This window comes from Mesorhizobium sp. B2-5-3, from assembly GCF_006441005.1.
Lineage (GTDB): Bacteria > Pseudomonadota > Alphaproteobacteria > Rhizobiales > Rhizobiaceae > Mesorhizobium.
On sequence record NZ_VFUS01000001.1, the window covers coordinates 814618 to 841194 of the forward strand.

The following is a 26577-nucleotide window of genomic DNA, read 5'->3' on the forward strand; positions in this document are numbered from 1 at the left end:
TCGTTCACGTTTTGATCTGTGCTGGCCGGCCGAATCGTCTATGCTGTGTGCATGAACGACCTGACATCCATCCTTTCGGAACCTGTCGCCCGGCTTGGCGCGACCACGATCACGCTCGGCCATGCGCTGGCGTTCGGGGCCTTTGTGTTTCTTGGCCTGTTCGTGGCGCTTGTCGTCGCGCTGTGGCGCTCGGCCAAGGCGCGCGCCGTGGCCGCTGCCGAAGCCGCCGACCATGCCCGCGACGCCGAGGCGCGGATGGCCGGCATATTGCAAAGCCAAGCCGAGATGCAGGGCCGCATGGGCGCCATCGCGGAAGTCTTCGGCGCGCGGCAGGCGGAACTGACGCAATCGATCGGCCAGCGCCTCGATGCCATGACCGGCCGCCTCGGCCAGACCATGACCGAACAGACCAAATCCACTCATGAGAGCCTGGCCAAATTGCAGGAGCGGCTGGCCGTCATCGACACCGCGCAAGGCAACATCCAGTCGCTCGCCGGCCAGGTCGTGCAATTGCAGGCGATCCTCTCCAACAAGCAGACGCGCGGCGCCTTCGGCCAGTCGCGCATGGAAGCGATCGTCGCCGACGGTCTGCCGCACGGCGCCTACGAGTTCCAGGCGACCTTGTCCAACGGCAGCCGTCCCGATTGCCTGGTGAAGATGCCCAACGGCGCGCCGGCGCTTGCCGTCGACGCCAAGTTTCCGCTGGAAGCCTGGAACGCCATCCGCGCCGCCGAAGGCGCCGAACAGCAGAAGGTCGCGTCGCAGGCCTTCCGCCGCGACATCGAGGTGCATGTCCGCGATATCGCGGATAAATATCTGATCCAGGGCGAGACGCAGGATACCGCCTTCATGTTCGTGCCGTCGGAATCGGTGTTTGCCGAGATCCACGAAAATTTCGAGGCGGTGGTGCAGAAGGCGCACCGCGCCCGCGTCGTCATCGTCTCGCCGTCGCTCCTGATGCTGTCGATCCAGGTCATCCAGGCGATCCTGAAGGATGCCCGTATGCGCGAGCAGGCACACCTGATCCAGGGCGAGGTGATCCGGCTGATGGAGGATGTTTCGCGCGTCGACGAGCGGGTGCGCAAATTGCAGGGCCATTTTGCCCAGTCGGCCAAGGATATAGACGACATCCTCGTCTCGACGTCGAAGGTGACCAAACGCGGCCAGAAGATCGAAGCTCTGGACTTTGGGGCGCAGCCCGGAGGCGATGCCGACCCTGACATGGCGTCACCAGCCCCTGCGAAGCCGGAACCCGGCCCGCGCGTTGTCGATTCCCCACGCGTTGCCGATTCAAAGACCGGCCAGCTCAGGCTGAGGGTCGTCGAAGGCGACGAATGAGGCGCCGCACCGGACGGCGCTACTGCTCCTCCACTGTGGTCATGCCGTGAAATTCAGGTAGCCAGTGAAGCGCCGAGCGGTGCCATTTTTGCAGTGTCGGAATCAAATCCTGGCGTTGCCGCGCGGTTCCCACTCGAATGCCGTAGACCTTTGGGCCATCTCCGACCGACGTGGCGTAAAGGTGCGAACCGCAGTCGGCGCAAAAGGCCTGGACGCGCTTGGCGCCGCTTGCTACGGTCTTGATGTAGACCTTCGGTGTACCCTTTGTGATCCGGTAGTGATCTTCAGGCGCCGGAACGGTGACGCGAAAGGCCGTACCGGTCAACTGTTGGCAATCGGTACAATGGCAGATCGAGGTCTTTTCCGGTTCGACCTCCGCCTCATAGGTGATGGCACCACAATGACAGCCGCCGTCGATCTTCATAATCAGTCCTCCAAAACTCGATCGGCTGATTTTAGCGGCGCAGCGTCGCAAGGCAACGACGCGACGCTGGTCCAAGACATAATCCCGAGGAGTGGAATGTGGTTTCGAGACCTGCTCAAAACTCTACTCGGATGCCGATTCGATCAGCTTGCGCCGCTGTTCCCAGGTGCCTGTCGTCTGCGGCTTGACGAACAGCCGGGTGATCTCGGGCATTTCCTTCCTTAGCCGCGCTTCGAGGCGCTCGACGCAGGCTTCGATTTCCGGCGCGGACAGATGGTCCTCGAATTCGATGCTCAGGCCGGCAACGATTTCTTCCGGCCCCAGGTGGACGGTCAGGACGCCGTTCGCCCGCTGCACCGCCGGATCCTGCTGCGCGATCGCCAGCACTTCTTTCTGCACCGCGGGCGAAGCAGGCTCGCCGATGAGCAGCCCCTTGCTCTCGCGCGCCAGGAAGGCCGCGGTCGCACCCAGGATCAGCGCAATGCCGATCGAGGCGGCGCCGTCCAGTTCCGGCATCTCGAAAATCTCCGCCGCCAATATGCCGGCAAAGGCGACGATCAGGCCGAGAAGCGCGGCACTGTCCTCGAACAGCACTGTGTAGACGCTTGGATCCTTGCTCGATTGCACGGCCTGCAGCCAGCCCTGCTGGCCCTTCTGCCGGCGGAATTCCCTCAGCGCCACCAGCCATGAGCTGCCCTCGAACAGAAACGACAGGCCGAGCACGATGTAATTGACCCTGACATTGGCGGCCGGTTCGGGCGCAATGATGTGCGTCACGCCTTCGTAGAACGATACGCCGGCGCCGAGCGCGAAGACGAGAAGCGCCACGATGAAGCTCCAGAAGTAGAGCTCGCGGCCATGGCCGAGCGGATGCGCGCGGGTGGCCGGGCGTGCGGCGCGATGCATGCCATAAAGCAGCAGGCTGCCATTGCCGGTATCGACCAGCGAATGCACGCCTTCCGAAAACATCGCCGAACTGCCGGTGAAGAAGGCTGCGACGAATTTGGTCAGCGCGATCGCGAGATTGCCGGCGAGCGCCGCGTAAATGACCGTTCGAGAGCCGCCATGCCCCGCCATTGCTTCCCTGTCGTCCTGTCCGACACGCGAAGTCTAGAGTAATTGCAGGAAAAGTGGGAGCCGATTTCCTTGAGATCATGCTGCGGGCCCGCCGAAATTCCGCGGCCATCGCGACGCACCAACACCCCGTCCGTTCAAGTCGCTGCGCGCCGGTTCGGATTCATAAGGCCGCCGAAACAGGTTGCCGGTTTTCGCGGCCGTCACCGCGAACGGCCCTTGCCTACAGGCATTTCTCTTGTTTCACTTCACTTCCCGCAACTGGAGGAACGAATCATGGCAAAAGGTGCGATGAAGGCAGGCAAGGAGGCCCGCAAGCCAAAGAAGGACGCCAAGAAGCCGGCCGCTGCTCCCACGCTCAAGGCGCCGCCGGTCAAGGCAACGAGGCTCAAGGAAAAATAGTCGCGTGCCTCGGATGGAGTTCGCCGGCGGCGTTCGGAACACCGCCGGCAGTTTGTTGATCGGGCGTTAAGACACCCTATATCTGGTGCGGGGACGACCCCACATCTCCTGAAATCCGGTCGGGACGACCCGCCCACTGTCTGATAGGGCATCGGCTGCCGCGGTGCTCGGTCGATCGCGCATTGCATCGTCCTGAACGGACGTCGGTGCGATGCTTGGATGGAGCGTTCCCCATGTCATGGATTTTTCTGTTTTTCGCCGGCCTGTTCGAGATCGGCTGGGCAATCGGCCTCAAATATACCGACGGATTCACCCGCCTCGTCCCGACCGTGCTCACGGTCGCCTCGATGATCGTCAGCCTCACGCTGCTTGGACTGGCGCTGAAAGCGCTGCCCGTCGGCACCGCCTATGCGGTGTGGACCGGCATCGGCACGGTCGGCACGGCGCTGCTCGGTATCTGGCTGCTCGGCGAGCCGGCGACCGTCATCAGGCTCGCCTGCATCGCGCTCATCGTCTGCGGCATTATGGGGCTGAAATTCGCGGCGTAAAGCAATCCAGGAAGCGAAGCGGTTTTCCATCCGGAATTGCGTCGAAGCAAACAGAGCAATTTTGCGAAAGTCGCATCACGAACGGCGTCGGCAATCGCATGAATTGGCGCGCGGACAAACGCATGCAGGGCCGCTTCGCAGCGACCCTGATCCTCGAAGCAGCTTGCTCCGGCGGTCTGAGGCTAGCGGCCGGTAAAGCCTGGCGGTGTCCTGCCGGTGCGCGCCTTGCGCGCCGCATAGCGCGCGTCGCGCTTCGCCTTGCGCTCGGCCTCGTCGGCCAGCAGACGCGCGATGCGCTCGGCCTCTTCGGCTTCCCGAATCCTGGCTTCCGCCTGCGCCGCCTCTTCGGCCGCGACCCGTGCGGCTTCGGCTGCGGCCTCGCGCTCGGCCTTCTCGATTGCCTCGCGTGCCAGCCTTTCCTGCTTCAGCCTCGCCTTCTCGGCCTCGCGTATCTCACGCGCCGCAAGGATAGCCTTGCGTTCGGCCTGTCGCGCCAGCACCGCGGGATCGTCCGCCGCCGGCTTCGACTTGAAGCGCTCCAGAAGCGCCTTCTTTGCCTCGTTCGCGGCGTTGCGCCGCTCGAAAATGTCTTTTTCCCTGTAGATAGCCAAGTCCACTTCCCTGAAGTCAATTCGCGACGCTTACATACGCGCGAAAACCGGGAGTTCAAGCGCCAAAAAGGTATGCCAGCCATGAAATTCCGTGCTGTTGCAGCCGGGAGACGCCTTCGCGGCCGAAACGGACACGCACTGTTCGCAGTCAGACCCTCTGGTGGTGATACGGGCTGATCGCTACCTCTAGCGCGAAAATCAAACGCCAGGATGACACCAGATGGAACTCGGTCTCTACACTTTCGCCGACGTCAGCCCGCAGCCGGGCCCCGGCGCAATCGGCCCGCACGAGCGGCTGCGCAACCTGATCGAGGAGATCGAACTGGCCGATCAGGTCGGCCTTGACGTTTTCGGCCTCGGCGAGCATCACCGGCCGGACTATGCCGCGTCCGCGCCTGTCGTGGCTCTGGCCGCGGCGGCCGAGCACACCAAACGCATAAAACTGACCAGCGCCGTCACTGTCCTGTCCTCGGACGATCCGGTCCGCGTCTTCCAGCAATTCGCCACGCTCGACCTTCTTTCCGGCGGCCGGGCCGAAATCATGGCCGGGCGCGGCTCGTTCATCGAGTCCTTTCCGCTGTTCGGCTACAATCTTGAGGATTATGACGAGCTGTTCGCCGAAAAGCTCGACCTGCTGCTCGCCATCCGCGATCAGGTGAAGATCACCTGGTCGGGCAATCTGCGCGCGCCGATCAACGATCGCGGCGTCTACCCACGCCCCTTGCAGGAAAAACTGCCGATCTGGATCGCCATCGGTGGCACGCCGCAGTCCGCCGCCCGCGCGGGCGCGCTCGGCCTGCCGCTGGCGCTCGCCATCATCGGCGGCGAGCCGGCGCGGTTCGCGCCGCTGTTTGACCTCTACCGCGAGGCCGCCAGGCGCGCGGGCGCCGATCCGAAGGGTCTTGCCACCAGCATCAACGTCCACGGCTTCATCGCCGACACGACCGAGAAGGCGGCCGACGATTTCTATGGCCCACAGGCCGAGGTGATGAACCGCATCGGCCGCGAGCGCGGCTGGGGTCCGACCTCGCGGGCGCATTTCGACCAGTCACGCGGCCCGAGCGGCGCCTTGTTCGTCGGCAATCCCGAGCAGATGGCCGAGAAGATCGTCACCCAGCACAAGATCTTCGGCAACGACCGCTTCCTGCTGCAGATGGCGATCGGCATCATGCCGCATGCCAAGATCATGAAGGCGATTGAACTCTACGGCACCAGGGTGGCGCCGATCGTGCGCAAGGAAACGGCTGACGCCGTCCCGGCCCCGGCGCCTGCCGCGTAGTGTTGCACTTCCGCGAAAAATTGCGTGGGAACAATAACCGCGACGGCGGGCCTCGTGGGCTCGCCGTCAACGCCGGCTCACGGAACCTTGGACCGGCAGGGGCGTTTTCTCAGCGGTTGCGCCAATTGCGGTGCGCCGCCGAGGGACCGTGATGAAAGCTGACCCCACCGCTTCGGTCGCGGGCGTTTCCGAAGCAGAAGAGGCGCGCATCGCCGCCCGCGCCGACACGCATCTGATACGCTCGCTGCTCGTCGGCATCTTCATCTTCATGGCCATCTACGCGCTCTATTTCGCCCGTGCCTTCTTCATGCCGGTCATACTGGCCTTTCTGCTGGCATTGACGCTGACGCCGATCGTCAGGCTTCTGCGCAAGCGCGGCATACCCGAGGTGATTTCGGCGACGCTTCTGGTGCTTCTGTCCCTCTGCCTCTTCGCCAGCGCCGGCTACCTGCTGAGCGGCCCGGTGATCGATCTCATCAACAACACTTCGTCGATCGGCCAGCGGCTGACCGAGCGGCTGGCGCATTTGCGACCTCCGCTCGAGAGGATGATGGAGGTTACACATCAGATCGAAGGCCTCACCGAGACGTCGCAGGAGCCGGGCATACAGAAAGTCGCGGTAGCCCAGTCTGGCTTCCTGTCGTCGGCGGCCTCGAACATTCTTTCGGCGGGAACAAGCCTGACCATCATCTTCGTGCTGTCGCTGTTCCTGCTTGCTTCAGGCACGATGTTCTATGAAAAGATCATCCAGTCCTTCGCCAGCCTCACCGAGAAGAAGCGGGCGCTGCGGGTCGTTTACGACGTGGAACGGGAAATCTCGCACTATCTGCTCACCGTCACCATCATCAATATCGGCCTCGGCACGATCATTGGCGTTGGTCTGTGGGCACTCGGTATGCCCAACCCGCTCGTCTGGGGCGCCACGGCCGCTCTGCTTAATTTTCTGCCCTATGTCGGCGCCATGATCACGCTCATCGTGGTCACGATCATCGCGCTGATCAGCTTCGACACGATCTCCTATGCGTTGTTGGCGCCTGCCTTCCTGCTTTTGTGCGACATCGTCGAAGGCCAATTCGTAACGCCGATGGTTGTCGGCCGGCGGCTCGAGATCAACGCCGTGGCGATCTTCATCGCCATTGCCTTCTGGTCATGGCTATGGGGCTTTGTCGGCGCGCTGATGGCGGTGCCGCTGCTGGTCCTCATCAAGGTGTTCTGCGATCACTTCGATGGTCTGAGCCATGTCGGCAACTTCCTGGCGGCACAACATCTCTCGGCGGTGGAAGATGAGGCCACCGAGGAAGGTAAGGCTCCGGCATAAAGCCGCGCGTCTGGTTTGCGGCGCCTGGCTCGAATGCCTATATCCGGCCGGTCCAATGGTCGGTGCCCTTCCCATGAGCGATGCTTCCTTCGACCTCGACGACTGTTTCGCTCGCATCGGCCATGCCGGCTTGCGCGATGCGCGGCTGGGCGCGTCGCCAACATTTGGCGTCGACAGATCCGGGATTGCATTTCCTGTCCATCATCGCGGCAGCCCCGCCGAGCAGAAACGCATGGCCGCGGCCAGCGGATTTGCCGATGCGCTAGGGGGCGGCTTGGCATCCTCATTCCCGACCGCACGGCCTTCGAGGCAGGGTGCTTGAGATAAACCTCGTGGAGACCTGACATGGCAGCCCTTTCCGTCCTCGACCTGTCGCCGATCGTCGAAGGCAGCGATGCCTCGCAGTCGCTGGCCAATTCGCTCGATCTTGCCCGTCATGCCGAGCGGCTGGGCTACAAGCGCTATTGGCTGGCCGAGCATCATAGCATGCCGGGCATCGCAAGTGCCGCCACCTCGGTCGTCATTGCCCATGTCGCGGGCGGCACCAAGACCATTCGCGTCGGCGCCGGCGGCATCATGTTGCCCAATCACTCGCCGCTGGTCATCGCCGAGCAGTTCGGCACGCTGGCCGCCTTGTTCCCCGGCCGCATCGATCTCGGTCTCGGCAGGGCGCCCGGCACGGACATGAACACGGCGCGCGCCTTGCGCCGCAATCTCGAGGCCGGTGCCGACAATTTTCCGCAGGACGTCGTCGAGCTGATGGGCTATTTCGTGCCGGCGGAAGAGGGCCAGCGGCTGCGCGCCGTGCCGGGTGAAGGCCAGACCGTGCCGGTCTGGATCCTCGGCTCCAGCCTGTATGGCGCCCAGCTTGCCGCCATGCTCGGCCTGCCCTACGCCTTCGCTTCGCATTTCGCGCCGGCCGAGCTAGACCATGCGCTGGACATCTACCGCTCCCGCTTCCAGCCGTCGGAACAGCTCGACAAGCCCTATGTCATGCTCGGCCTCAACGTCTTTGCGGCGCCCACCGACACTGAGGCACGACTGCTGTTCACCTCGCTGCAGCAGGCTTTCGTCAATCTGCGCACCGGCCGCCCCGGAAAATTGCCACCACCGGTCGAGAATTATGACCGCGATCTCGATCCGATGGCCAAGTCCATGCTCGGCCAGGCGCTGTCCTGCGCCGTCGTCGGCTCGCCGGAAACGGTGCGGCAAGGCATCGACGCCTTCGTTCGCCGCACCGGCGCCGACGAATTGATGGTCACCGCGCAGATATTCGATCACGCGGCTCGGGTGAGGTCCTTCGAAATCTTGGCCGACGCCCACAAATCGCTGTCGCAAGCGGCGTGAGATTTCCAGCTCGGCGCTTGCCGATAGCGATTCAACCACTGAACCGCTCTACGCGCTCACGCTCTGCGCAACCGCTCCCAGCGGTCGGCATGAATTGCGGATCATCAGCCGGCCCTTGAGCACCAGCTTGCGCGGCGGCGCGTCGCGATTTCCGGCAAGGCGGTCGAGCAGCAAATTGGCCGCCTGTTCGCCGATCGCCTGCACCGGCTGTGCCACCGTGGTCAGTTGCGGGACAAACACGTCCGACCACGGAAAATCGTCGAAACAGGCGATCGAAACATCTTCCGGGCAGGACAGGCCGATATCGCGGATCGCCTTCATGGTGCCGATCACCATCGGATTGTTGGCGGAGAAGATCGCGCTCGGCCTGTCGTGCAGCGACAACAGCTGCATGGCCGCGTTATAGCCGTCGATCTCGTGAAAATTGCCGGAACGTACCAGCTCCTCGGCGACCGGCAGGCCGGCTGCCTGAAGCGCTTCGCGATATCCGGCCATGCGATCATGCATCGGTGAGATATCCGACGTTCCGGTGATGTAGCCGATGCGCCGGTGCCCGAGATGTATCAGGTAGGTGATGGCGTCGAACACGGCGCGCTGGTTGTCGAGCACCACGGCATCCGTGTCGACACCGTCGCAGATGCGGTCAAGCAGGACGACCGGCACGTTGGCGTCGTCGACGATGCGCTTGAGGATCGTCCCATCGCCGACGCGCGCCACGATCAGCCCGTCGACCATACGGTCGAGCAGCAGCCTGATCTGGTCGTCCTGGGTGTTGAGGTCCTCGTCCGTGCAGCACAGCATGACCGCATAGCCGGCGCGGTCGAAGGCCTGCTGGATGACTGACACGACATCGGTGAAGAACGGATTGGTGATGTGCGGGACAGTCAATCCAATGGTGCGCGTTGTGCCCATTTTCAGGCTGCGGGCGATCGCATTGCGCTTGTAGCCGATATCGCGGATCGCCTGCTCGATGCGCTGGCTGAGCTCCGGACTGACGGTCGCCGTGCCGTTGATCAGCGCCGAAACCGTGGCGACCGACACGCGCGCCGCTTCGGCCACGTGAAGCATGGTCGGCGCCGTCGATTTTCGCTGCCTTGTCTTGCTTGGCCCTGCCATTTTCGAAACGTTTCGCCGCCTCTCTATGCATCATACCTACGGAATATCGCGGTTTTTCGCAAGAATTGAAATGAGGTAATCTCACGTCACCAGATAGAAGCTTGACAGGATCGAAACGTTTAGAATAGCGTTCATGAGGGTCAGACGACGACGGAAGGGAGGCCGCCTTTGTCATGGAGCACGGAAATTCCATCGCGCGTCGGGATGTTGCGGCGGATCGTTCGGATGTCGTCCTAAGCGCTGAGCACGTATCCAAGAGCTTCGGCGGCATTGCCGCCTTGGTCGACGTCGGTTTCGAGCTGCGGCGCGGCGAAGTCCACGCCTTGATGGGCGAGAACGGCGCCGGCAAGTCGACGCTGATGAAAATCCTTTCCGGTGTCTACACCGGCTACGACGGCACGGTTCGCGTCGACGGCGTAGCCGCGAATTTTGCCGGCGTGCGCGACGCCGAGGCCGCCGGCATTGCCATCATCCACCAGGAGCTCAATCTGGTTCCCGAACTCAGCGTCGCCGACAACATCTTTCTCGGACGCGAGAAGCTGATCGCCGGGCTGATCGTCGACCGCAAGGCGAGCAGCCGCGCCGCCAGCGCCCTTCTGCAGCGGCTGGGCATCGAGCTCGACCCGGAAGCCCGTGTCGGCACCTTGCGCGTCGGCGAACAGCAACTGGTCGAGATCGCCAAGGCGCTGTCGATGTCGGCGCGCATCCTGATCATGGACGAGCCGACTTCGGCGCTCTCTCCAGCCGAATGCCAGAGGCTGTTCCGCATCATCCGCCAGCTTGCCGACAGCGGCGTCGCCATCGTCTACATCTCGCACCGCATCGACGAGGTCATGCACCTGGCGGGCAGGGTCACGGTGTTTCGCGACGGACGCCACGTGCTGACGCGGCCGATGGGCGAGCTCGACGAGAACGCCATCATTTCGGCAATGGTCGGGCGAGACCTGCTGGCCTCCTCGGAAGAGGAGCGCCGTTCCGGCGGCGAAATCGTGCTTTCCGTCGAGAACCTGTCGCTGACGAAACCCGACGCCCATGGCTGGCGCACCGTGATCGACGGAGTCAGCTTCGAACTCGCCGAAGGCGAGATCCTTGGCATTGGCGGGCTGCTGGGTTCAGGGCGCACCGAAATCCTGGAGGCGATCTTCGGCTCGAGCGATGGCCGCACCGGCGGCGAGATCCGGCTCGACGGCGCGCCGGTCGAGATCCGCTCGCCGCGCGATGCCAGGCGCCTCGGCATTGCGCTGGTGACCGAGGACCGCAAGACCCAAGGCCTGCATCTCCAGGCTTCCATTACAGACAACGTCGCATTGCCGCTGGTCGGATCGCTGGCGCGTTTCGGCATCCGTTCGCTGGCCGGCGAACAGGAGCTGGCGCGCCACGCGGTCCGGGCGCTCGGCATACGCTGCGGGGACATCGACCAGCCAGCCGGCACGCTGTCGGGCGGCAACCAGCAGAAGGTCGTCATCGGCAAATGGCTGGCGACACGGCCGCGCGTGCTTCTTCTCGACGAGCCGACGCGCGGCATCGACGTCGGCGCCAAGCGCGAGATCTACGATCTCATCTTCAAGCTTGCGCGCGACGGGCTGGCCATTGCCGTCATCAGCTCCGAATTGCCGGAACTGCTGCACCTCTCCGACCGCATTCTGGTGATGGCCGATGGCCGCCAGACCGGCATCCTTTCCCGCGATGCGGCGAGCGAGGAGGCCATCATGCGTCTCGCCGCGCCGCGCCGCACGATTTCGAGACCTGCCGCATGACCGCCTTGAAACTCCTGTCCCGCACCAAGCTCTATTGGGGCCTCATCGCCATCTTCCTGATCGGCGTGCTGGGCTCGCCGGTCAGCTCCAAGGGCAACAACATCTTCCTGTCCTACGGCAATCTGCTCGACGTGCTGCGCCAGGTGTCGACCACCGGCCTGATCGCCACCGGCATGACGGCGGTGATCATCACCGGCGGCATCGATCTTTCCGTCGGTTCGCTGATGGCCATCTGTTCGGTGGTCTGCGCCATGCTGCTGACGGTTCCGGGCGTGACGCCGGGAGTGGTGCTTGGCGTGCCCACCGTCGCCGTGGTGGCGCTCTGTCTCGGCTTTATCGTCACCCGCTTCATCTTCCTCAATCTCGAAAAGTCGCGCGCCGGCGCCGATGCCTCGCGCGACGCAAGGCTGGACCGCGCCCGCGGCCTGGTCACGCCGGCAATCGTCGGCGTGGTCCTGTGCTGTCTTTCCCTGTGGTACCTGCTGCCGCAGGTCGAGCCCAAATTCGGCGTCCTCGGCGTGCTGCTGGTCGCGCCATGCGTGGGCCTGCTGTTCGGTTCGCTCAACGGCTTCATCATCGTTGCCGGGCGGCTGCAGCCCTTCATCGTCACCCTGGCGATGATGGTGACGGCGTTGGGCATCGCCCGGCTGACCGCCGGCCAGAACAATGCTGTGCTGCCGGTCTATACCGGCTCGAACGCCACCGAGGATTTCGAGCTGCTGCGCTCGATGGTGTTCGGCGTCATTCCGATGCCCGGCCTGTTCTTCCTCGGCGCCATCCTGATCTATGGCGCGGTGCTGCGCTTCACGCCGTTCGGCCGCTATGTCTACGCCATCGGCGGCAATGAGGAGGCGGCCAGGCTTTCCGGCATCGCCGCCGGCCGGGTCAAGATCGTCACCTACGCCGTTTCGGGCCTGCTCGCCGGCATTGCCGCGGTGCTCTATGTCGCGCAGTACCGGCAAGGCAAGCCCGATGCCGGCGCCGGCCTGGAGCTCGACGCCATCGCCGCCGTGGTCATCGGCGGCACCAGCCTGATGGGTGGGCGCGGCAGCCTCACGGGGACATTCTGCGGCGTGCTGATCTTCGGGCTGCTGTCCAACATATTGCAGCTCCACAACATCAATTCGAACCTTCAGCTGGTGCTGAAGGGGATGATCATCATCGGCACAGTGCTCGTGCAGGAGCGCAATGCCGGTGATCTCCTAGCCTATCTGCGCCTGCCCGGAGCGGCGCACAAGGAAACGGCCGCGGCAAAACGGCCGTCGCAAGAGACCCGGTCTCTCAATCTCGGAGGAAACAAGAAATGAAACGACGTGACACGCTGAAGCTTGCCGCCCTTGGCGCGGCATTGCTGACCACCACCGCGCTGCTCTCCACCGGCCACGCCATGGCCCAGGACAAGAAGTGGAAGATCGGCTTCTCGCAGGTGACGACCATCGAGCCTTGGCGCGCGCAGTTCAACAAGGACATACTGGCCGAGGCCGCCAAGCACCCCGAGGTCGAGCTGATCATCACCGACGGCGAGGACAAGACCGAGAAGCAGGTTGCCGATGTCGAGAACCTGATCCGCCAGGAGGTCGATGCGCTCTTGGTGTCGCCGAAGGAATCGGCCGGCCTAACCGGCGTCGTGCAGCAGGCGATCGACGCCAAGATCCCGGTCTTCGTGCTCGACCGCAATGTCGACACCAAGGACTACACCCAGTTCGTCGGCGGCGACAACAAGCTGATCGGCCGCGCGGCCGGCGAATATGCCGTCGAGCTGCTCGGCGGCAAGGGCAAGGCATCGGGCAATGTCGTCGAGATCTGGGGCGGCATGGGCACCCAGCCGGCGCATGACCGCCATGACGGCTTCCATGAGTTCACCGACAAGGAGCCGGGCATCAAGTACCTGCTCGACCAGCAGTCGGGCGACTGGAAGCAGGACCAGGCCTATAATCTGATGGCCAACGCGCTGAAGAGCAACGAGAAGATCGATCTCGTCTACGGCCACAACGACCCGATGGCCTATGGCGCCTATCTTGCCGCCAAGGATGTCGGCCGCGAGAAGGACATCAAGTTCATCGGCATCGACGGCCTGCCCAACGAAGGCGTGCAGATGGTGAACAAGGGCGAGCTGACGGCGACCTTCACCTATGTCACCCCGGGCGCCGAGGGCCTTCGGCAGGCGATCAAGTTCCTCAATGGCGAGAAGGTCGAAAAGACCATCACCTTGCCGACGCAGAAGATCACCAAGGAAAACGCCGCCCAGGTGCTGAAGGACAACGGCCTCTGAGATTTCGCCGGAGATAAGCGGCGCCCGTCCTCTCCCCCGTCGATCGGGGGAGAGGTGTCGAGCGAAGCTCGACGGAGTGGGAGTCGACCCTTGGCGCGGTGCAGGAAGATTCTTGCGCCCTGGTCCCCTTTCAATATCCGTTGGCGGCGGTTGCCAGGTGGTTCCCCTCCGGAGGGAGAGGAAAGGACCTCGTCGCCGGCCTACGCCAATTTCGCCAGCAGCTTCATGAAGGTGGCGATCTCCCTGGCCGTGAGCGGTGCCAAGGTTTCCTCGGTAATCTCGCGCGCCAGCGGGATCAGGCGTTCGATCGCCTCGCGCCCTTCGGCGGTCAAATTGACCAACAGCCGCCTCTTGTCGCCCTCGTGCTTGGAGAGCTCGACAAGGCCGCGCGCCTTCAGCCGGTCGATCACGCCCTTCACCGTCGCCGCATCCATGGCGATCAGCGTGCCGAGCTGGTTCTGCGAAGTCTCGCCGACATCGCGCAGCTTGGCCAATGCCGCGAATTGCGGTGGCGTCAGGTCGCCGATATGGGCAGCGAAGATCGAGACGTGGCGCTGATGCGCCTTGCGCAGGATGAAGCCGACCTGCTCCTGCAGGTGGTAGTCCTGATCGTCCGCCTCCTCGACCTCGACCAGCTTCAGCAGATTGTCCTCGCCGCTCACCGCAGCCCGTCCCATGCCTTGATGTCGTCGGCGGCCAGGCCGCCCATGCGATTGTGCACGCGCGGACCGCAGGTCATGGCGAGGCAGAACAGGATCTCGTCGGGACGCGGTCCGTCGCTGACGCCGACTTCCATCGCATCGAAATGGCTGCGCACATAGGCCGCGTTGATGTGGCCGAGAGGCACATCCAGCCGCGAGCCGAAGGCGCCGACCTTCTTGGCCGACGGCACGATCGCCTTGGCGTCGCCGAGCCGCTCGCGCATGGCGTAGCCGCCCGGCACATGCCAAAGCGCGCCATGCTCGAGTTCGCCCGAGATGCCGACGAGGGCGCCTTTGCCATAGCCGTCGATCTGCTTCACGTCGCCACCCAATGCCGCGATCAGCCGGTCGGCAAGCAGCAGGCCAAGCGGCTTCAGATCGTCCATGGCGCTCTGCAACTCCTCGACATAGCGCCCGGCGAACGGGTTCTTCACCAGTGCCATGGCGGCGGCACGGCGGCGCGGCACCTTGGCCACCGGCCCGCCCTCATGAAAGATCTCTTCGGTCAGCACCACGATCTTGCGGATCGGAAACTCAGGCATGGGCAACTTCCTTCCCTGGACTTTTGTCGGGCGCGGCAAGCGCCATTGAGCCCTCGATGCGGGTCTGGCCGGCGAGGAATAGCGCCGACGCGGCGATCAGTCCCCTGCGGCGGAAATCTTCGGCGACGGCAAGTCCGCTGTCCAGCGCCGTGGCAATCTCTTTGGCAGAAAGCGGCCCGACCTCTTGCGTCACCAGCCTGTCGCCAAGGTCGTTGTCCGGCGCCAGATCACGCGCGGGCACACGCCGAATAGCGGGATGGTTGGCCAAGTCGACGGCATTGGCGATCAGGGTCGCCGCGGCATCGGCCTCTGCGCCGGTCCTCGCCAGCACGGTGACGGCGTCGGCGATGCCCAGGGAAAACGAGCGCCCGCGCCAGCCACTGGTGGCAACGCCTTGCACGCCGTCCTCGGCGCTGATGACGATGCGGTCGGCAAGGCCATGGCCGGTGCCGGCAATGGCAAGAGTGATCGACTGGCCGGCACCGAGATGAAGCGCGCTGTCGCCACCGTTGTTGACATAGGCGCGATCGAGTTTTCGCCCAGCAATCAGTGCGGCAAGTATTTCGTCGGCTACCGAACCGGCGACGGCTGCCATCGGCGTGATGAAGTCGTCCGCCAATGGGGTAACTGCCGCTTCCATGCGCCGCGCCGTCGAGCCGGCGAAGGCGCGCGGGCGCAACGTGGCCGGCCGGCGCAACTCGGGCAATTCCTCCACCAGTTCCGGCAGGATGGTCTGGAATCGCGCCACGGCCTGCTCATAAGCTCGCCGGCATTCGCCTGGTGTCCCAAAGGCCTCGACGATCAGGTCGATCGGCCCGTGATTGAGGTGTAGCCGCCTGCCATCCCCGAGCCAATGCGCTTGCGGGCCGTTCATCGTCACGCGGCCCCGTTCGCGGGCGTGCGCCGCAACTGCGCCAGCGGCGGCCATGGATTGCCGGCCGGCGCACCGCCGCCCCGGCGCGCGTTCAGGTACTCGCCGCCTTTGGCGACGACATCCTCGACGCTGCGGATCTCGGCTTCGTAGCCGCCGAGCCTGATATAGTCGTCGCGGCGCAGCGTGAATTCGATCGGCGCCACCAGCGCCGGCGTCGGCACATAGCCGAAGGCGCCTTCCGGCACACGCGTCACATCCACCATCAGCGTGATGCCGCCGCCCGGCCAGACATAGACCGGCGCGCCGCCGACCGTCACATAGGTAGTCAGGCCCTGTACGGAACGCGTCAGGTTGACGGGATTCTCGGTGACGCCGGCGCGCAGCGAACCGCCGGCGCCGCCGATGAACAGCACGGTGCACAGCGCCGGTTCGCAATTGTCCTCGATCAGCCTGACCGACTTTTGCAACCGTTCCGGGAACGGCTTTTTGACAGGCTTCAACTGGTCGTCGAGTTCGTAATAGGCGAACTGCTCGCCGGTGGTCGAAACCATCAGCAGCGACAGGCCGGGCCGCGCGCCCTTCTTGGCATTCCATTCGCCCAGGATCGACAGCGGGTCGGATATGCTGGTGCCGCCCCAGCCGAGGCCGGGCTCGGAGACCTTGAAATAGCGCCCAGGCGTCGAGCGGCGGCCGATGATCTTTATCCCCGTGTCCTGCCAGCCCAGCACCTTGCCGGCCTGATGCTCGGAGATGACGCCGGTGATGTGGTCGTCGACCACCACCACCTCGTCGACCAAGCCGCGCCATTGGGTGGCGAACATGCCGATGGTCGCCGACCCGCAGCCGACCCGCATGCGGTGCTCCTGCTTGCCGTCGATGACAGGCGGTTTGCCGGCTTCGACTGTTATCGTGGCTCCGCCGTCGATGCTCAGTTCTACTGGCTTGCGGTTGCACAGATCGAGCAGCGCATCGCAGGTGGCGCGGCCTTCGGCCTTGGAGCCGCCGGTCAGATGATGCACGCCGCCCAGCGACAGCATCTGCGAGCCATATTCGCCTGTCGTGACATGACCGATCGCCTCGCCTTGCGACCGCACGACAGCCGTTTCGGGTCCGATATGACGGTCGGTGTCGATCTTCACCTTGACGCCGCAATAGGAGAAGATGCCCTCCGTGACGACGGTGACGAGATCGACGCCCTCGACCTGCTGGCTGACGATGAAGGGCGCCGGCTTGTAGTCGGGATAGGTGGTTCCTGCCCCGATCGCCGTGACGAAGCGGCGGCCGGTGTTGACCAGTTCGCCGTCCCAGGCCTCGCCCTCGGCGACGAAGGGCACGACAGCGCCGCCGATCTCGGCGGTATGATCGAGAATGGTCAGCGGGTCCATGCGCACGATCCGGCCGCCGGCATTGCCGTAGCGGTCGCAAGCGCCGGTGCGGCCATCTGATATGTAGCACATCACAGGGCAGGCATCGCAGCGGATCTTCTCCGCCATCAGCTTCTCGCCGGGATCATGGGTTTCGAAGCGTTCGGCAAGCTCGCTCATCGGCATGCCTCCTTCTCGCGGATGGCGGCGCGGATGCGCGTCGGCGTTGCCGGAACTTTTGTGACCAGCACACCAGTGGCATGGCGGATGGCGTTGAGGATCGCCGGCGCCGTCGGGATCAGCACATGTTCGCCCAGGCCCTTGGCGCCGAACGGCCCCTCCGGGTCTGGCACCTCGATCAATATCGTCTCGATCGGCGGCACGTCGCCGATGGTCGGAATGAGATAATCGTGCAGATTCTCGGTGCGGCCGGGAATAAACTCTTCCATCAGCGCCATGCCGATGCCTTGCGCGATGCCGCCCTCGATCTGGCCCTCGGCCAGCAGAGGGTTGATCGCCTTGCCGACATCGTGCGCGGCTGTGATCTTGACCAGCTTGACCGTGCCGAGCTTGAGGTCGACCTCGAGCTCGGCGATCTGCGCGCCGTAACCATAGACCGCATAGGGCTTGCCCTGGCCCTTGGCGTCGAGCGGCAGCGTCGGCGGGTCGTAGGTCTCCTCGGCGCGGAAGACGAAGCCGTGGATATCCGCTTCGAGTGTGCCAAGATCGACACGGCGGACCGCCTCGCCCTCACGGATGACGATCGCCGGACCTTCGAGCTGAAGCGACGCTTTTTCCGAGACATTGGCAAAGCGCAGGATTTTTTCGCGCAAGGCGCGGCCGGCCTTCTCGGCCGCCTTGCCGGTGACGAAGGTCTGGCGCGAGGCCGAGGTCTTGCCGGCATCGGGAGTGATCGCGGTGTCGGCGTTTTTCAGCCGGAACCTTTCCAAGGGCAGGCCGAGCGCGTCGGCGCAGATTTGCGTGATGACGGTGTTGGAGCCCTGGCCGATGTCGACCGCGCCCTGGTGCAGGATGATCTCGCCTGAAGCCGCGATGCCGACCCGGATGGTCGATGGATTGGGCAGCGAGGTGTTGCCGCAGCCGTACCAGCAGGAGGCGATGCCGACGCCGCGCTTTTTATCCGTGTTGGCACTGTTGAAGGCATCCGCGTCAGCCACTGCACGCGCCCAATGCGGCCGCAGGGCATCGAGGCATTCGGCAATGCCGACGCCCGATTCCAGTCTCTGTCCGGTGACTGTTTCGGATCCGTTACGAAGGCAGTTTCTCAAGCGGAAGTCGAGCCGGTCGATGCCGAGCTTGCCGGCCAGCTCGTCGTACAAGGTCTCCTGCATGATGGTCGCTTGCGGCACGCCGAAGCCGCGGAAAGCGCCGGAAATCGGCCCATGTGTATGGATGGCGCGGCCTTCGGCGCGGTAGTTCGGGGTCGCGTAGGGACCTGAGGCATGCACCGGCACACGGTTGGCCACGGTCGGTCCCCAGCTCGCGTACGCCCCGGTGTTGAAATCGCCTGAGAAAATCATGCCGGTGACATGGCCCTCGGCATCGGCGCCGATGGTCGCTTTCATCTGCGCCGGGTGGCGCTTGGTGGTCGACATCATCGATTCATTGCGCGTGTAGGCAAGCGCCGCCGGCCGCCCGGTCCTCATCGCCACCAGGCCGACCAGCGGTTGCAGGGACACGTCGAGTTTGGAACCAAAACCGCCGCCCGTCGCGGTCGGCACGATGCGCACCTTGTCGACGGGCAGGCCCAGCACCTTCGCCGTGTCGTCGCGGTCCATATAGGGCGCCTGCGTGCAGGCGACGACGACCAGCGTGTCGCCATCCATATAGGCATGGCCGGCTTCCGGCTCGATATAGGCATGCTCGACATAGGACGTCTCGATCGCACCGGTCACGGTGCCAGCGGCATCGGCAAGCGCCGTCTCGGGATCGCCGCGTTCGACGAAGCCCTTGGTCAGAAGGTTGGCCGGGCGGTTCACATGGATCAGCGCCGCTCCTTCGGCCTGTGCCTCGCAAGGCTGCAACAGATGTGGCAATTCGGTCCAGCGGATCGGGAAATCCGACAGGTCGAGATCGAGCATCGCCTCGCGCTCGCCGGCAACAAGCGCCACCGCCTCGCCGCGAAACCGCGCCAAGCCTTCGGCGAGAGCCGGCTGGTCGGCGAACGGACCGATGACGCCGAAACAGTTCTTTCCCGGGATATCGGCCGCCGTGAAGATACCGGCGATGCCGGGACGAGCTTTTGCCCAGCCGTCGAGGTCGCCGAAGGCGAAGCTGGCATGGTAGTGCGGCGAGCGGATTACCAGCACCGCCAGCGCATCGGCCGGGAACGAATCGCCGCCGAATTTCTCACCGCCGGTCACCTTCGGCACGCCATCGAGCCGGATCGGGGAGGAGCCAATGGCGTGACCGGACCGAGGCAGACGGAAATCCAGGCTTGCAGCCTGGGCGGAGGCATCCATCACAGCAGCGACGATCTTCCGGTACCCGGTGCAACGGCAGAGGACACCACCAAGCGCGTCCTGCACTTCGATCTCGCTCGGCCTGGCTTTCTTGTCCAGCAGGGCCGTCGCCGCCACCAGCAGGCCCGGCGTGCAGATGCCGCACTGCGCCGCACCATGCGCCAGGAAGGAGGCCTGTAGTGCCGACAGCCGGCCATTGGCGAGCCCTTCGACCGTCGTTACCGACGCTCCGGCGGCCGACGCCGCCGGCATCAGGCAGGCGCAGACCGGATCGCCATCGACCAGCACCGTGCAGGCGCCGCAGTCGCCGGCGTCGCAGCCGACCTTGGTCCCGGTCAGCAGCAATTCGTCGCGCAGCACCGAGGACAGCCGGCGCAGCGGCGGCACGTTGACCGAGACGGCGGCGCCATTGACCGCGAAGGTAATCTCGGCGCGTGCGAGGCCGGGCTGACCTGCGTCACTGTCGGAAAGGGCTCCGCCGGGTCGACCTTGGCTGATGTCAGGCTGTGCTTTGTTCATGCCGCCGCCGTCCTGTCACCATTCACCGGCCCCGCAGCCGCCAGCACGGCGCGGACAACGATTTCGCGCGCCGCGTCCTGCCGGTATTCGGCGCTGCCGCGCACGTCGCCGATCGGCGACAGCTCTTCCATCGGCGCGGCGAGGACCGCTGTGGCCAGCCCATGATCCGCCGCCAGTCCGCGCAGGGCCGCCTCGACCCCGCCGAGCCGCTTTGCAACAGCCGAGCAGGAACCGACGGCGACCGCCGCTTGCTCGACGATGCCGTCCTGCACGACCAGGCGTGCCGCCACCATGGCGATCGAGATGACGAGATAGCGCCGCGCGCCGAGCTTGACGAAAGCCGACATACCCGCGCCGGCCGCTTTCGGCACGCGGATGGCGGTTACCATCTCGCCAGGCCGCAGGTCCGTGCGGCGATTGCCGAGGATGAATTCCCCGAGTGGCAGGTGGCGCACCGCTTGCGCCGAGCGCAGTTCTATCTCGGCGTCTAGCACCAGCAGCGCCGGCACGCCATCCGCGGCCGGCGAAGCGTTGCAGAGATTGCCGGCGATCGAGGCGACATTCTGGATCTGAACGGACCCGACCTCCCGCGCGGCCGCTTTCAGCGCATCGAAGGCCGGCGGCAAGGGGTGGCGAACGATATCGGTCCAGCTGGTGCGCGCCCCGATCCGCCAGTGCGTTTCGGTTTCCGCAATGCCGCGCAGCGCGGCCAGCCCGTTGATGTCGAGCACATTGTCGCGGAAAGGCTTGTTGCCTTGCGCCGGGTAGAAGTCGGTGCCGCCGGCAAGGATGCGCCACGAAGCTTCGCCAAGCAGGGCGAGCGCCTCGTCGACCGTGGTGGGTTTCGCGTAACGGATCACGCTTTGCCTTCCCAGAAAAAGGGCCTTTCCGAGGGAACTTGCCGGCGTCCGGGCCCGGCTTAAATTCATTCGTATGCAAATGATATCAAGTCGGCGGAAATTGTCAAAGCCGGAGTTTGCGCAGCACCCGCACGGCTGCCGCCGCCACGCATTTGTTCTCCGCAAAATCTAGGTGCTGGGGCGCCCTTTGCGCGTTCGGGGTTGCGCCCGGCGCTCTAATGGTTGACGCGGCCTGCCATCTGGTCAAGTTTCTCCCTCGGTCGCGCCAGCGGCTTTCTTTCGCCGGGATCCCCCTGGGAGCCCGCGCCCGATACCGACAGGAAGGAACCCCATGGCCGAAGAAGCGCTTGTCGTCATCGACCTGCAGAACGACTTTTGCCCTGGCGGCGCGTTGGCTGTGACCGGCGGCGACGAGATCGTGCCGCTGGTCAACGACCTGATCCGGCGAACCGATCATGTCGTGCTGACGCAGGACTGGCATCCAGCCGGCCATTCGAGCTTTGCCTCAAGCCATCCAGGCGCCCAGCCTTTTGAAACCATCGAGATGCCCTACGGCCAGCAGACATTGTGGCCGGACCATTGTATCCAGGGCAGCCTCGGCTCGGATTTTCACTCGGGTCTTGCCTGGACCAAGGCCGAGCTCGTCATCCGCAAGGGATTTCGGCCTGATATCGACAGCTATTCGGCCTTCTTCGAGAACGACCACACGACGCCGACCGGCCTTGCCGGCTATCTCAGGGAGCGCGGCATCGACACTCTGACCCTGGTCGGCCTGGCGACCGATTTCTGCGTCGCCTTCTCGGCGCTCGACGCGGTCAAGCAGGGGTTCAGGACCACTGTCAGGCTCGATGCCTGCCGCGGGATCGACCTCAACGGTTCGGTCGAGACGATGTTGGCAAGGATGCGCCAAGCAGGCGTGACGCTCGAAGACCACGCGGCGGACTGACCTCATCGTGGGAGAAGAGAAGGGGTCGATAGGGGCGACGGCTTTGACGGCAAGTGCCGTGGTGGCTGTCGCGATGCTGTTACCGGGAACGGCCTTCGCCGCGGAAGAGCACGGCCTGCCAGGCCGGACGATGTCGCTGTGGTGGGCGCTGCCCTTTGCCGGGCTGTTGCTTTCGATCGCCACGGGACCGCTGCTTTTCAACCATGTCTGGGAGCATCATTACGGCAAGATTGCTGCATTTTGGGCGGCTCTCTTGGTGGTGCCGCTCGCATCGGCCTTCGGCACGACGGTGGCAACGGAAGCGGTGCTGCATGCGCTGCTCACCGAATACATGTCGTTCATCATTCTCCTGTTCGCGCTGTTCACCATTTCGGGCGGCATTCTCGTGGCCGGCAACATCCACGGCACGCCATTGGTCAATGCCGGGCTGCTGCTCATCGGCGCCCTGCTCGCTTCCGTCATCGGCACTACCGGCGCCTCGATGATCCTTATCCGGCCGCTCATCCGCGCCAATGACAACCGGCCGTTCAACGCCCATGTCATCATCTTCTTCATCTTCCTGGTGTCCAACATCGGCGGTTCGCTGACGCCGCTCGGCGACCCGCCGCTGTTCGTCGGCTTCCTGCGCGGCGTCGATTTCTTCTGGACCACCGCCAACCTCTGGCGCGAGACCCTGTTCGTCAGCGTCGTCGTGCTCGCCGTCTTCCTGGCGATCGACACCACGCTGCATCGCCGCGAAATGGGCGCGCCAAAGATCAAGGACCCGACGCCGGACACGAAAGTGCGCATCCGCGGCCTGCCCAACCTGCCGCTGCTGGCCGGCGTGATCGGTGCGATCCTGCTTTCGGCCACATGGAAGCCCGGCATCAGTCTTTCCATTCAGGGGGTGGACCTCGAGTTGCAGAACCTTGTGCGCGATGTCGTCATCCTGGCGCTTGCCTTCGTTTCGCTGGCCGTCTCGCGCAAGGAGTATCGGCAGGCGAACGGTTTCAACTGGGGGCCGATCGCGGAAGTGGCGAAACTGTTCGCCGGCATCTTCGTCTGCATCGTGCCCGTCGTCGCCATCCTGAGGGCCGGCCACGAAGGCGCGCTTGCGCCGCTGGTCGCGCTCGTCACGTCAGCGCAGGGCATGCCCAACGATCTCGCCTATTTCTGGCTGACCGGAGCGCTGTCGTCCTTCCTGGATAACGCTCCGACCTACCTGGTGTTCTTCGAGCTGGCCGGCGGCGCTCCCCGGCATCTGATGACGGAGCTCGCTTCGACCTTGGCGGCGATCTCGGCGGGTGCGGTGTTCATGGGCGCCAACACCTATATCGGCAACGCGCCGAACTTCATGGTCTACGCCATTGCCCGGCACCGCGGCGTGAACATGCCGGGTTTTTTCGGCTACATGGCATGGTCGGGCGCGGTGCTGATCCCGACGTTTTTGATCGCCGGGTTTTTGTTCTTTGGATAAGCCCACGATGGCGCCAAGCGGTTGACGCGGAACGGCTACTAGGGGAGATAGTGCTCAGCCTACGCCGACATAGCGCCTGACCGCCGACGGGTCGGCGCGCAACGCCTCGACATCGACCGTCTCGCGGTTGCGGCCGTTCTCGATGAAGGCGACGCGGTCGGCTACCGACAGCACGGCGTCGACCCGCTGCTCCACCAGGATGGTGGAAACGCCCAGTTCGCGCAGCTTCGCCACCGTTTCGCGGATTTTTGCGATCATCGACGGCATCAGCCCTTCGGTCGGCTCGTCGAGCAGTAGCACCTGCGGTTCCAGGCAGAGCGCGCGTGCCATGGCCAGCATCTGCTGCTCGCCGCCCGACAAGGTGCCCGAGCGCTGCCTGAGCCGCTGGCGCAGCAGCGGGAACAGGTTGAGCACGTTTTCGCGCACGGCCTTCCCCTTGCCGCGCGCCATCAGCCCGATCTCGATGTTCTCCGCCACCGTCATTTCGGCGAACAGCCGCCTGCCTTGCGGCACATAGGCAATGCCGGCTTTGGGCACCTCGTGGGCGGCCAGGCCGGTCAATTCCTGGCCTGCGAGGCTGATCGAACCGGCACTCGCCCGGACCAGTCCCATGATGGCTTTCAGCGTCGTCGTCTTGCCGGCGCCGTTGCGGCCGAACAGGCACAGCACCTCGCCCTTGTTCAGCACCAGGTCGAGCCCATAGAGCACCTGGATCTCGCCATAGAAGCAGTCCAGTCCCGCGATCCGCAACGCTTGCGTCTTGCTCGTCTCGGTCATGGGGCGGTCCCCAGATAGGCTTCCTGCACCGCCGCATTTTCGCGGATCGCCTCCGGCGTGCCCTCTGCCAGGATCTTGCCGGCGTTGAAAACGGTGATGCGGTCGGCAAGCTGCATGACGACAGGCATGTTGTGCTCGATCAGGAGCACGGTGGCGTCGCTGGCGATCTCGCGCACCAGGGCGATGAAATTGTCGATCTCGCTGTCGGCGAGCCCCTGCGTCGGCTCGTCGAGGATCAGCAGGCGCGGCTTCAGCGCCAGGCCCATCGCCACCTCCAGCAGGCGCTGGTGGCCATAGGACAATTGACCGGCCGGCATATGGGCGCGGTCGGCCAGCCCGGTGCGTGCGAGCGCCGACATGACAGCGGCCTGTATCGCGCTCTTGGAATGGCCATGCCGTAGCGTCAGTTGCACGGGCAGCGCGACGTTGGCGTAAACGGACAGGTTGGCATAGATGCTGGTGATCTGGAACGTGTAGGCAATGCCTTGGCGGACCCTGACATAGGCCGGCAGGCCGGTGATGTCGGAGCCGTCGAAAACGATCGATCCGGACGAGGGCGGGATTCGGCCGCTGATCAGGCTGACGAAAGTGGTCTTCCCGGCACCGTTGGGGCCGATGACGGCGCGGATTTCGCCCGGCACCAAGGTGAAATCGACGCTGTCGACGGCGCGCAGGCCGCCGAAATTGCGCGACAGGCCTTTGGTGGTCAGAAGCGGCGTCATGGCAGCCATCCGAGCCAGCGCTGCCGGATGCTGCCCAGAATGCCTTTCGGGAAGAACAGCACCAGCAGGATCAACGCGACGCCGACGATCAACAGGTAGGCGGAGGTGAAGCCGCTGGTGACGTCGATGACATAGTACATGAACAGCGTGCCGATCAGCGGTCCGAGCGTGGTGGCGGCGCCGCCGAGCAGCACCCACAGCAGCGGCAGGATCGAGTACTGTACCGAGGCGAAGCTCGAGCCGACATAGCCGAACAGCAGCGCATAGGCAGCGCCCGACGCCGCGCAGATGGCGCCGGAGACGACCACGGCGGCGAGCTTGTTGGAGAAGGTGTCGTACCCCAGCATTTTGGTCCGTTCCTCGTTCTCGCGGATGGCGACCAGCACGCGGCCGTATCGGGAGCGGACGACGGCCAGCGTGACCAGAAGCACGAGCGAGAACAGAGCCAGCGCGCTCATGTAGCGCACCGTCGGATTGGTGAGATCGAGCGACGTCGCGCCGAAATTCAGGACGCGTGCCGGCTGCGGCACCACCATGCCCTGGTCGCCGCCGGTCCACGCGGCAAAATAGAGGATGAGGAGGTAAAAGACCTGCGCGAACATCATGGTGACGATCATGAAGGCGACACCCGTAGTGCGCAGCGCCAGCAGCCCGATCACCAGTGCCAGCACCGCGCCGCAGGCGATACCGCTCAACAAAGCCGCCGGCACGCTCCAGCCAAGCTGGATGACGGCAAGGCCGGCGCCGTAGAGGCCGGCGCCAAAGAACATGGCATGACCGAGACTGAGCAGGCCGACATAGCCGAACAGCATGTTGTAGCCCATGGCGAAGACCGCCAGCACCATGATGCGGGCGACGAGGCCGTGATGATAATCCGGCAGCACGAAGCTCAGGACAAAAAGCAGCGCGATGACGCCGAGATGCAAGCCATAGGCTTTTGCCGGCGAGGTCTCGCTCATCGCGTCGCCGTCCCGAACAGGCCCTGCGGCCGGAACACCAGCACCATGGCGACCAGCAGCGTGGCGATGATCTTGGCCAGCGTCGGCGAGAAGAACATCGAGATGATGCCGTCGGACAGGCCGATCAGCACGGCGGCGATGACGGTTCCGCGCAGCGAACCGAGGCCGCCGATGATGACGACGATGAAGGAAAGCAGCAGCGGGTCCTGCCCCATCAGATAATGCGCCTGGCTGATCGGCACGATCAGCACCGCCGCTATGGCCGCCAGCATGGCGCCGAGCGCGAAGACGCCGCCATAGACTCGATCGACAGGGATGCCGAAGGCCTGTGCCGTCTCGCTGTCATACTGCGTGGCACGCATGACGAGGCCGACCCTGGTGCGCGTCAGCACCAGCCATGTCACGACGAGCAGAAGGACGGATGCCGCAATGATCGACAGCTTGTAGCCCGAATAGCCGAACCACGGCAGAAGGATGCGATAGCTGAAGGGCGGCTCTACCGGGCGCGCTTCCGGACCATAGAAGGTCAGCGCCAGCTGCTGGATAATGTAGAGCATGCCGATGGTGGCGACGATGGTGGCTTCCGGATTGTAGTTCAGCCGGCGCAGCACCAGCCGCTCGGCCACCAGTGCAAGGGCGCCGACGACCAGCGGTGCGATGATAAGTGCCGCCAGGAACCCGAGCGCCGGATGGCCTCCGATCGCAGTCGTGATCGCCCAGGCGAGCACGGCGCCCAGCATGAAGAACTCGCCATGCGCGACGTTGACCACGCGCATCACGCCGAACACCAGCGACAGGCCGAGCGCGGTCAGCGCCAGCACGGCGGATGTGACGAGCCCTTCGAGGGCGGCAAGGAGGAGGTGGGGTCCGAAATGCATGGGTTAGGCA

Annotated in this window: 26 protein-coding genes; 12 read left to right on the forward strand and 14 right to left on the reverse strand. The window is 64.6% G+C overall.

Annotated features, from left to right (window positions below):
* The first annotated feature begins 51 nt into the window (after positions 1-51).
* Entirely contained in the window at positions 52-1338 is a 1287-nt protein-coding gene (locus FJ867_RS04210) for a DNA recombination protein RmuC (protein ID WP_140554631.1), read from the forward strand.
* 19 nt (positions 1339-1357) lie between these two features.
* Here FJ867_RS04210 and FJ867_RS04215 read toward each other — a convergent pair whose 3' ends face one another.
* Positions 1358-1762 (reverse strand): GFA family protein, encoded by a 405-nt coding sequence (locus FJ867_RS04215; protein ID WP_140491431.1) that lies wholly within the window; start codon positions 1760-1762, stop codon positions 1358-1360.
* Positions 1763-1885: 123 nt separating this feature from the next.
* Positions 1886-2839 carry a cation diffusion facilitator family transporter gene (locus tag FJ867_RS04220; protein WP_140524219.1) on the reverse strand — a complete coding sequence of 318 codons (954 nt, stop codon included), beginning with the start codon at positions 2837-2839 and terminating at the stop codon, positions 1886-1888.
* A gap of 273 nt (positions 2840-3112) precedes the next feature.
* Between FJ867_RS04220 and FJ867_RS29260 the strand changes: the two genes are divergently transcribed.
* Positions 3113-3238 (forward strand): hypothetical protein, encoded by a 126-nt coding sequence (locus FJ867_RS29260; protein WP_140491427.1) that lies wholly within the window; start codon positions 3113-3115, stop codon positions 3236-3238.
* A gap of 233 nt (positions 3239-3471) precedes the next feature.
* Positions 3472-3786 carry a quaternary ammonium compound efflux SMR transporter SugE gene (gene sugE / locus FJ867_RS04230; protein ID WP_140491423.1) on the forward strand — a complete coding sequence of 105 codons (315 nt, stop codon included), beginning with the start codon at positions 3472-3474 and terminating at the stop codon, positions 3784-3786.
* Positions 3787-3968: 182 nt separating this feature from the next.
* On the opposite strand, the gene FJ867_RS04235 is transcribed toward sugE, so the two are convergent.
* Positions 3969-4397, reverse strand: coding sequence for a DUF6481 family protein (locus tag FJ867_RS04235; RefSeq protein ID WP_140491421.1), 429 nt, complete (start codon positions 4395-4397; stop codon positions 3969-3971).
* A gap of 220 nt (positions 4398-4617) precedes the next feature.
* Here FJ867_RS04235 and FJ867_RS04240 point away from each other — a divergent pair, with 220 nt between their 5' ends.
* From FJ867_RS04240 to FJ867_RS04255, 4 genes are all read left to right on the forward strand, one after another.
* Positions 4618-5676: an LLM class flavin-dependent oxidoreductase gene (locus FJ867_RS04240; RefSeq protein ID WP_140816623.1), complete on the forward strand. Its 1059-nt coding sequence runs from the start codon at positions 4618-4620 to the stop codon at positions 5674-5676.
* 151 nt (positions 5677-5827) lie between these two features.
* Positions 5828-6994 (forward strand): AI-2E family transporter, encoded by a 1167-nt coding sequence (locus FJ867_RS04245; RefSeq protein ID WP_140554629.1) that lies wholly within the window; start codon positions 5828-5830, stop codon positions 6992-6994.
* Positions 6995-7067: 73 nt separating this feature from the next.
* Positions 7068-7316: a hypothetical protein gene (locus FJ867_RS04250; protein WP_140655300.1), complete on the forward strand. Its 249-nt coding sequence runs from the start codon at positions 7068-7070 to the stop codon at positions 7314-7316.
* 23 nt (positions 7317-7339) lie between these two features.
* Entirely contained in the window at positions 7340-8341 is a 1002-nt protein-coding gene (locus FJ867_RS04255; RefSeq protein WP_140554627.1) for an LLM class flavin-dependent oxidoreductase, read from the forward strand.
* A 48-nt stretch (positions 8342-8389) separates the two neighbouring features.
* Here the strand turns inward: FJ867_RS04255 and FJ867_RS04260 are convergent, their stop codons facing one another.
* Complete coding sequence (locus tag FJ867_RS04260) at positions 8390-9409, reverse strand: LacI family DNA-binding transcriptional regulator (RefSeq protein ID WP_140491411.1); 1020 nt, start codon at positions 9407-9409, stop codon at positions 8390-8392.
* A 221-nt stretch (positions 9410-9630) separates the two neighbouring features.
* Between FJ867_RS04260 and FJ867_RS04265 the strand changes: the two genes are divergently transcribed.
* Genes FJ867_RS04265 through FJ867_RS04275 form a run of 3 tightly spaced genes read left to right on the forward strand, consistent with a single transcriptional unit; the run spans position 9631 to position 13486 of the window.
* Positions 9631-11214 (forward strand): sugar ABC transporter ATP-binding protein, encoded by a 1584-nt coding sequence (locus tag FJ867_RS04265; protein WP_140816624.1) that lies wholly within the window; start codon positions 9631-9633, stop codon positions 11212-11214.
* Positions 11211-12521, forward strand: a complete 1311-nt coding sequence (locus FJ867_RS04270; protein WP_140673668.1) for an ABC transporter permease — start codon at positions 11211-11213, stop codon at positions 12519-12521. Before FJ867_RS04265 ends, FJ867_RS04270 begins: the two co-directional genes overlap by 4 nt.
* Complete coding sequence (locus FJ867_RS04275) at positions 12518-13486, forward strand: substrate-binding domain-containing protein (RefSeq protein WP_140491405.1); 969 nt, start codon at positions 12518-12520, stop codon at positions 13484-13486. Before FJ867_RS04270 ends, FJ867_RS04275 begins: the two co-directional genes overlap by 4 nt.
* A gap of 200 nt (positions 13487-13686) precedes the next feature.
* Here the strand turns inward: FJ867_RS04275 and FJ867_RS04280 are convergent, their stop codons facing one another.
* From FJ867_RS04280 to FJ867_RS04305, 6 genes are read right to left on the reverse strand one after another with little or no spacing between them, the layout of a single operon-like run.
* Positions 13687-14148: a MarR family transcriptional regulator gene (locus FJ867_RS04280; protein WP_140493433.1), complete on the reverse strand. Its 462-nt coding sequence runs from the start codon at positions 14146-14148 to the stop codon at positions 13687-13689.
* On the reverse strand, positions 14145-14729 hold the full coding sequence (locus FJ867_RS04285) for an amino acid synthesis family protein (protein WP_140554625.1): 585 nt from the start codon (positions 14727-14729) through the stop codon (positions 14145-14147). Before FJ867_RS04285 ends, FJ867_RS04280 begins: the two co-directional genes overlap by 4 nt.
* Positions 14722-15603 carry a UPF0280 family protein gene (locus tag FJ867_RS04290; protein ID WP_140628833.1) on the reverse strand — a complete coding sequence of 294 codons (882 nt, stop codon included), beginning with the start codon at positions 15601-15603 and terminating at the stop codon, positions 14722-14724. The genes FJ867_RS04285 and FJ867_RS04290 overlap by 8 nt, the downstream gene beginning before the upstream one ends.
* A 2-nt stretch (positions 15604-15605) precedes the next feature.
* On the reverse strand, positions 15606-17147 hold the full coding sequence (locus FJ867_RS04295; RefSeq protein WP_140816626.1) for a 6-hydroxynicotinate reductase: 1542 nt from the start codon (positions 17145-17147) through the stop codon (positions 15606-15608).
* The gene (locus FJ867_RS04300; protein WP_140816627.1) at positions 17144-19969 is read right to left on the reverse strand and encodes a molybdopterin-dependent oxidoreductase; all 2826 of its coding nucleotides are present in this window, start codon (positions 19967-19969) and stop codon (positions 17144-17146) included. The genes FJ867_RS04295 and FJ867_RS04300 overlap by 4 nt, the downstream gene beginning before the upstream one ends.
* Positions 19966-20829: a xanthine dehydrogenase family protein subunit M gene (locus FJ867_RS04305; protein WP_140816629.1), complete on the reverse strand. Its 864-nt coding sequence runs from the start codon at positions 20827-20829 to the stop codon at positions 19966-19968. Before FJ867_RS04305 ends, FJ867_RS04300 begins: the two co-directional genes overlap by 4 nt.
* 331 nt (positions 20830-21160) lie before the next feature.
* Here FJ867_RS04305 and pncA point away from each other — a divergent pair, with 331 nt between their 5' ends.
* Together pncA and FJ867_RS04315 are read left to right on the forward strand one after the other, a co-directional pair.
* A complete protein-coding gene (gene pncA, locus FJ867_RS04310) occupies positions 21161-21775 on the forward strand; it encodes a bifunctional nicotinamidase/pyrazinamidase (RefSeq protein ID WP_140514339.1) in 615 nt (204 codons plus the stop codon).
* Positions 21776-21848: 73 nt separating this feature from the next.
* Positions 21849-23231: a sodium:proton antiporter gene (locus FJ867_RS04315; RefSeq protein ID WP_140816670.1), complete on the forward strand. Its 1383-nt coding sequence runs from the start codon at positions 21849-21851 to the stop codon at positions 23229-23231.
* Positions 23232-23285: 54 nt separating this feature from the next.
* Here the strand turns inward: FJ867_RS04315 and FJ867_RS04320 are convergent, their stop codons facing one another.
* From FJ867_RS04320 to FJ867_RS04335, 4 genes are read right to left on the reverse strand one after another with little or no spacing between them, the layout of a single operon-like run.
* Complete coding sequence (locus tag FJ867_RS04320; protein ID WP_140514341.1) at positions 23286-24008, reverse strand: ABC transporter ATP-binding protein; 723 nt, start codon at positions 24006-24008, stop codon at positions 23286-23288.
* Positions 24005-24730, reverse strand: coding sequence for an ABC transporter ATP-binding protein (locus tag FJ867_RS04325; RefSeq protein ID WP_140514343.1), 726 nt, complete (start codon positions 24728-24730; stop codon positions 24005-24007). Before FJ867_RS04325 ends, FJ867_RS04320 begins: the two co-directional genes overlap by 4 nt.
* Positions 24727-25689, reverse strand: coding sequence for a branched-chain amino acid ABC transporter permease (locus FJ867_RS04330; protein WP_140491386.1), 963 nt, complete (start codon positions 25687-25689; stop codon positions 24727-24729). The genes FJ867_RS04325 and FJ867_RS04330 overlap by 4 nt, the downstream gene beginning before the upstream one ends.
* The gene (locus FJ867_RS04335; protein ID WP_140491384.1) at positions 25686-26567 is read right to left on the reverse strand and encodes a branched-chain amino acid ABC transporter permease; all 882 of its coding nucleotides are present in this window, start codon (positions 26565-26567) and stop codon (positions 25686-25688) included. Before FJ867_RS04335 ends, FJ867_RS04330 begins: the two co-directional genes overlap by 4 nt.
* Positions 26568-26577 lie beyond the last annotated feature (10 nt).

Bases quoted from the DNA above. Each gene is read 5' to 3' on its own strand.
- FJ867_RS04210 (WP_140554631.1), top strand. From the start codon at position 52: ATGAACGACCTGACATCCATCCTTTCGGAACCTGTCGCCCGGCTTGGC.
- FJ867_RS04215 (WP_140491431.1), bottom strand. From the start codon at position 1,762: ATGAAGATCGACGGCGGCTGTCATTGTGGTGCCATCACCTATGAGGCG.
- FJ867_RS04220 (WP_140524219.1), bottom strand. From the start codon at position 2,839: ATGGCGGGGCATGGCGGCTCTCGAACGGTCATTTACGCGGCGCTCGCC.
- FJ867_RS29260 (WP_140491427.1), top strand. From the start codon at position 3,113: ATGGCAAAAGGTGCGATGAAGGCAGGCAAGGAGGCCCGCAAGCCAAAG.
- sugE (WP_140491423.1), top strand. From the start codon at position 3,472: ATGTCATGGATTTTTCTGTTTTTCGCCGGCCTGTTCGAGATCGGCTGG.
- FJ867_RS04240 (WP_140816623.1), top strand. From the start codon at position 4,618: ATGGAACTCGGTCTCTACACTTTCGCCGACGTCAGCCCGCAGCCGGGC.
- FJ867_RS04245 (WP_140554629.1), top strand. From the start codon at position 5,828: ATGAAAGCTGACCCCACCGCTTCGGTCGCGGGCGTTTCCGAAGCAGAA.
- FJ867_RS04250 (WP_140655300.1), top strand. From the start codon at position 7,068: ATGAGCGATGCTTCCTTCGACCTCGACGACTGTTTCGCTCGCATCGGC.
- FJ867_RS04255 (WP_140554627.1), top strand. From the start codon at position 7,340: ATGGCAGCCCTTTCCGTCCTCGACCTGTCGCCGATCGTCGAAGGCAGC.
- FJ867_RS04260 (WP_140491411.1), bottom strand. From the start codon at position 9,409: ATGCTTCACGTGGCCGAAGCGGCGCGCGTGTCGGTCGCCACGGTTTCG.
- FJ867_RS04265 (WP_140816624.1), top strand. From the start codon at position 9,631: ATGGAGCACGGAAATTCCATCGCGCGTCGGGATGTTGCGGCGGATCGT.
- FJ867_RS04270 (WP_140673668.1), top strand. From the start codon at position 11,211: ATGACCGCCTTGAAACTCCTGTCCCGCACCAAGCTCTATTGGGGCCTC.
- FJ867_RS04275 (WP_140491405.1), top strand. From the start codon at position 12,518: ATGAAACGACGTGACACGCTGAAGCTTGCCGCCCTTGGCGCGGCATTG.
- FJ867_RS04285 (WP_140554625.1), bottom strand. From the start codon at position 14,729: ATGCCTGAGTTTCCGATCCGCAAGATCGTGGTGCTGACCGAAGAGATC.
- FJ867_RS04290 (WP_140628833.1), bottom strand. From the start codon at position 15,603: ATGAACGGCCCGCAAGCGCATTGGCTCGGGGATGGCAGGCGGCTACAC.
- FJ867_RS04295 (WP_140816626.1), bottom strand. From the start codon at position 17,147: ATGAGCGAGCTTGCCGAACGCTTCGAAACCCATGATCCCGGCGAGAAG.
- FJ867_RS04300 (WP_140816627.1), bottom strand. From the start codon at position 19,969: ATGAACAAAGCACAGCCTGACATCAGCCAAGGTCGACCCGGCGGAGCC.
- pncA (WP_140514339.1), top strand. From the start codon at position 21,161: ATGGCCGAAGAAGCGCTTGTCGTCATCGACCTGCAGAACGACTTTTGC.
- FJ867_RS04315 (WP_140816670.1), top strand. From the start codon at position 21,849: ATGCTGTTACCGGGAACGGCCTTCGCCGCGGAAGAGCACGGCCTGCCA.
- FJ867_RS04320 (WP_140514341.1), bottom strand. From the start codon at position 24,008: ATGACCGAGACGAGCAAGACGCAAGCGTTGCGGATCGCGGGACTGGAC.
- FJ867_RS04325 (WP_140514343.1), bottom strand. From the start codon at position 24,730: ATGACGCCGCTTCTGACCACCAAAGGCCTGTCGCGCAATTTCGGCGGC.
- FJ867_RS04330 (WP_140491386.1), bottom strand. From the start codon at position 25,689: ATGAGCGAGACCTCGCCGGCAAAAGCCTATGGCTTGCATCTCGGCGTC.
- FJ867_RS04335 (WP_140491384.1), bottom strand. From the start codon at position 26,567: ATGCATTTCGGACCCCACCTCCTCCTTGCCGCCCTCGAAGGGCTCGTC.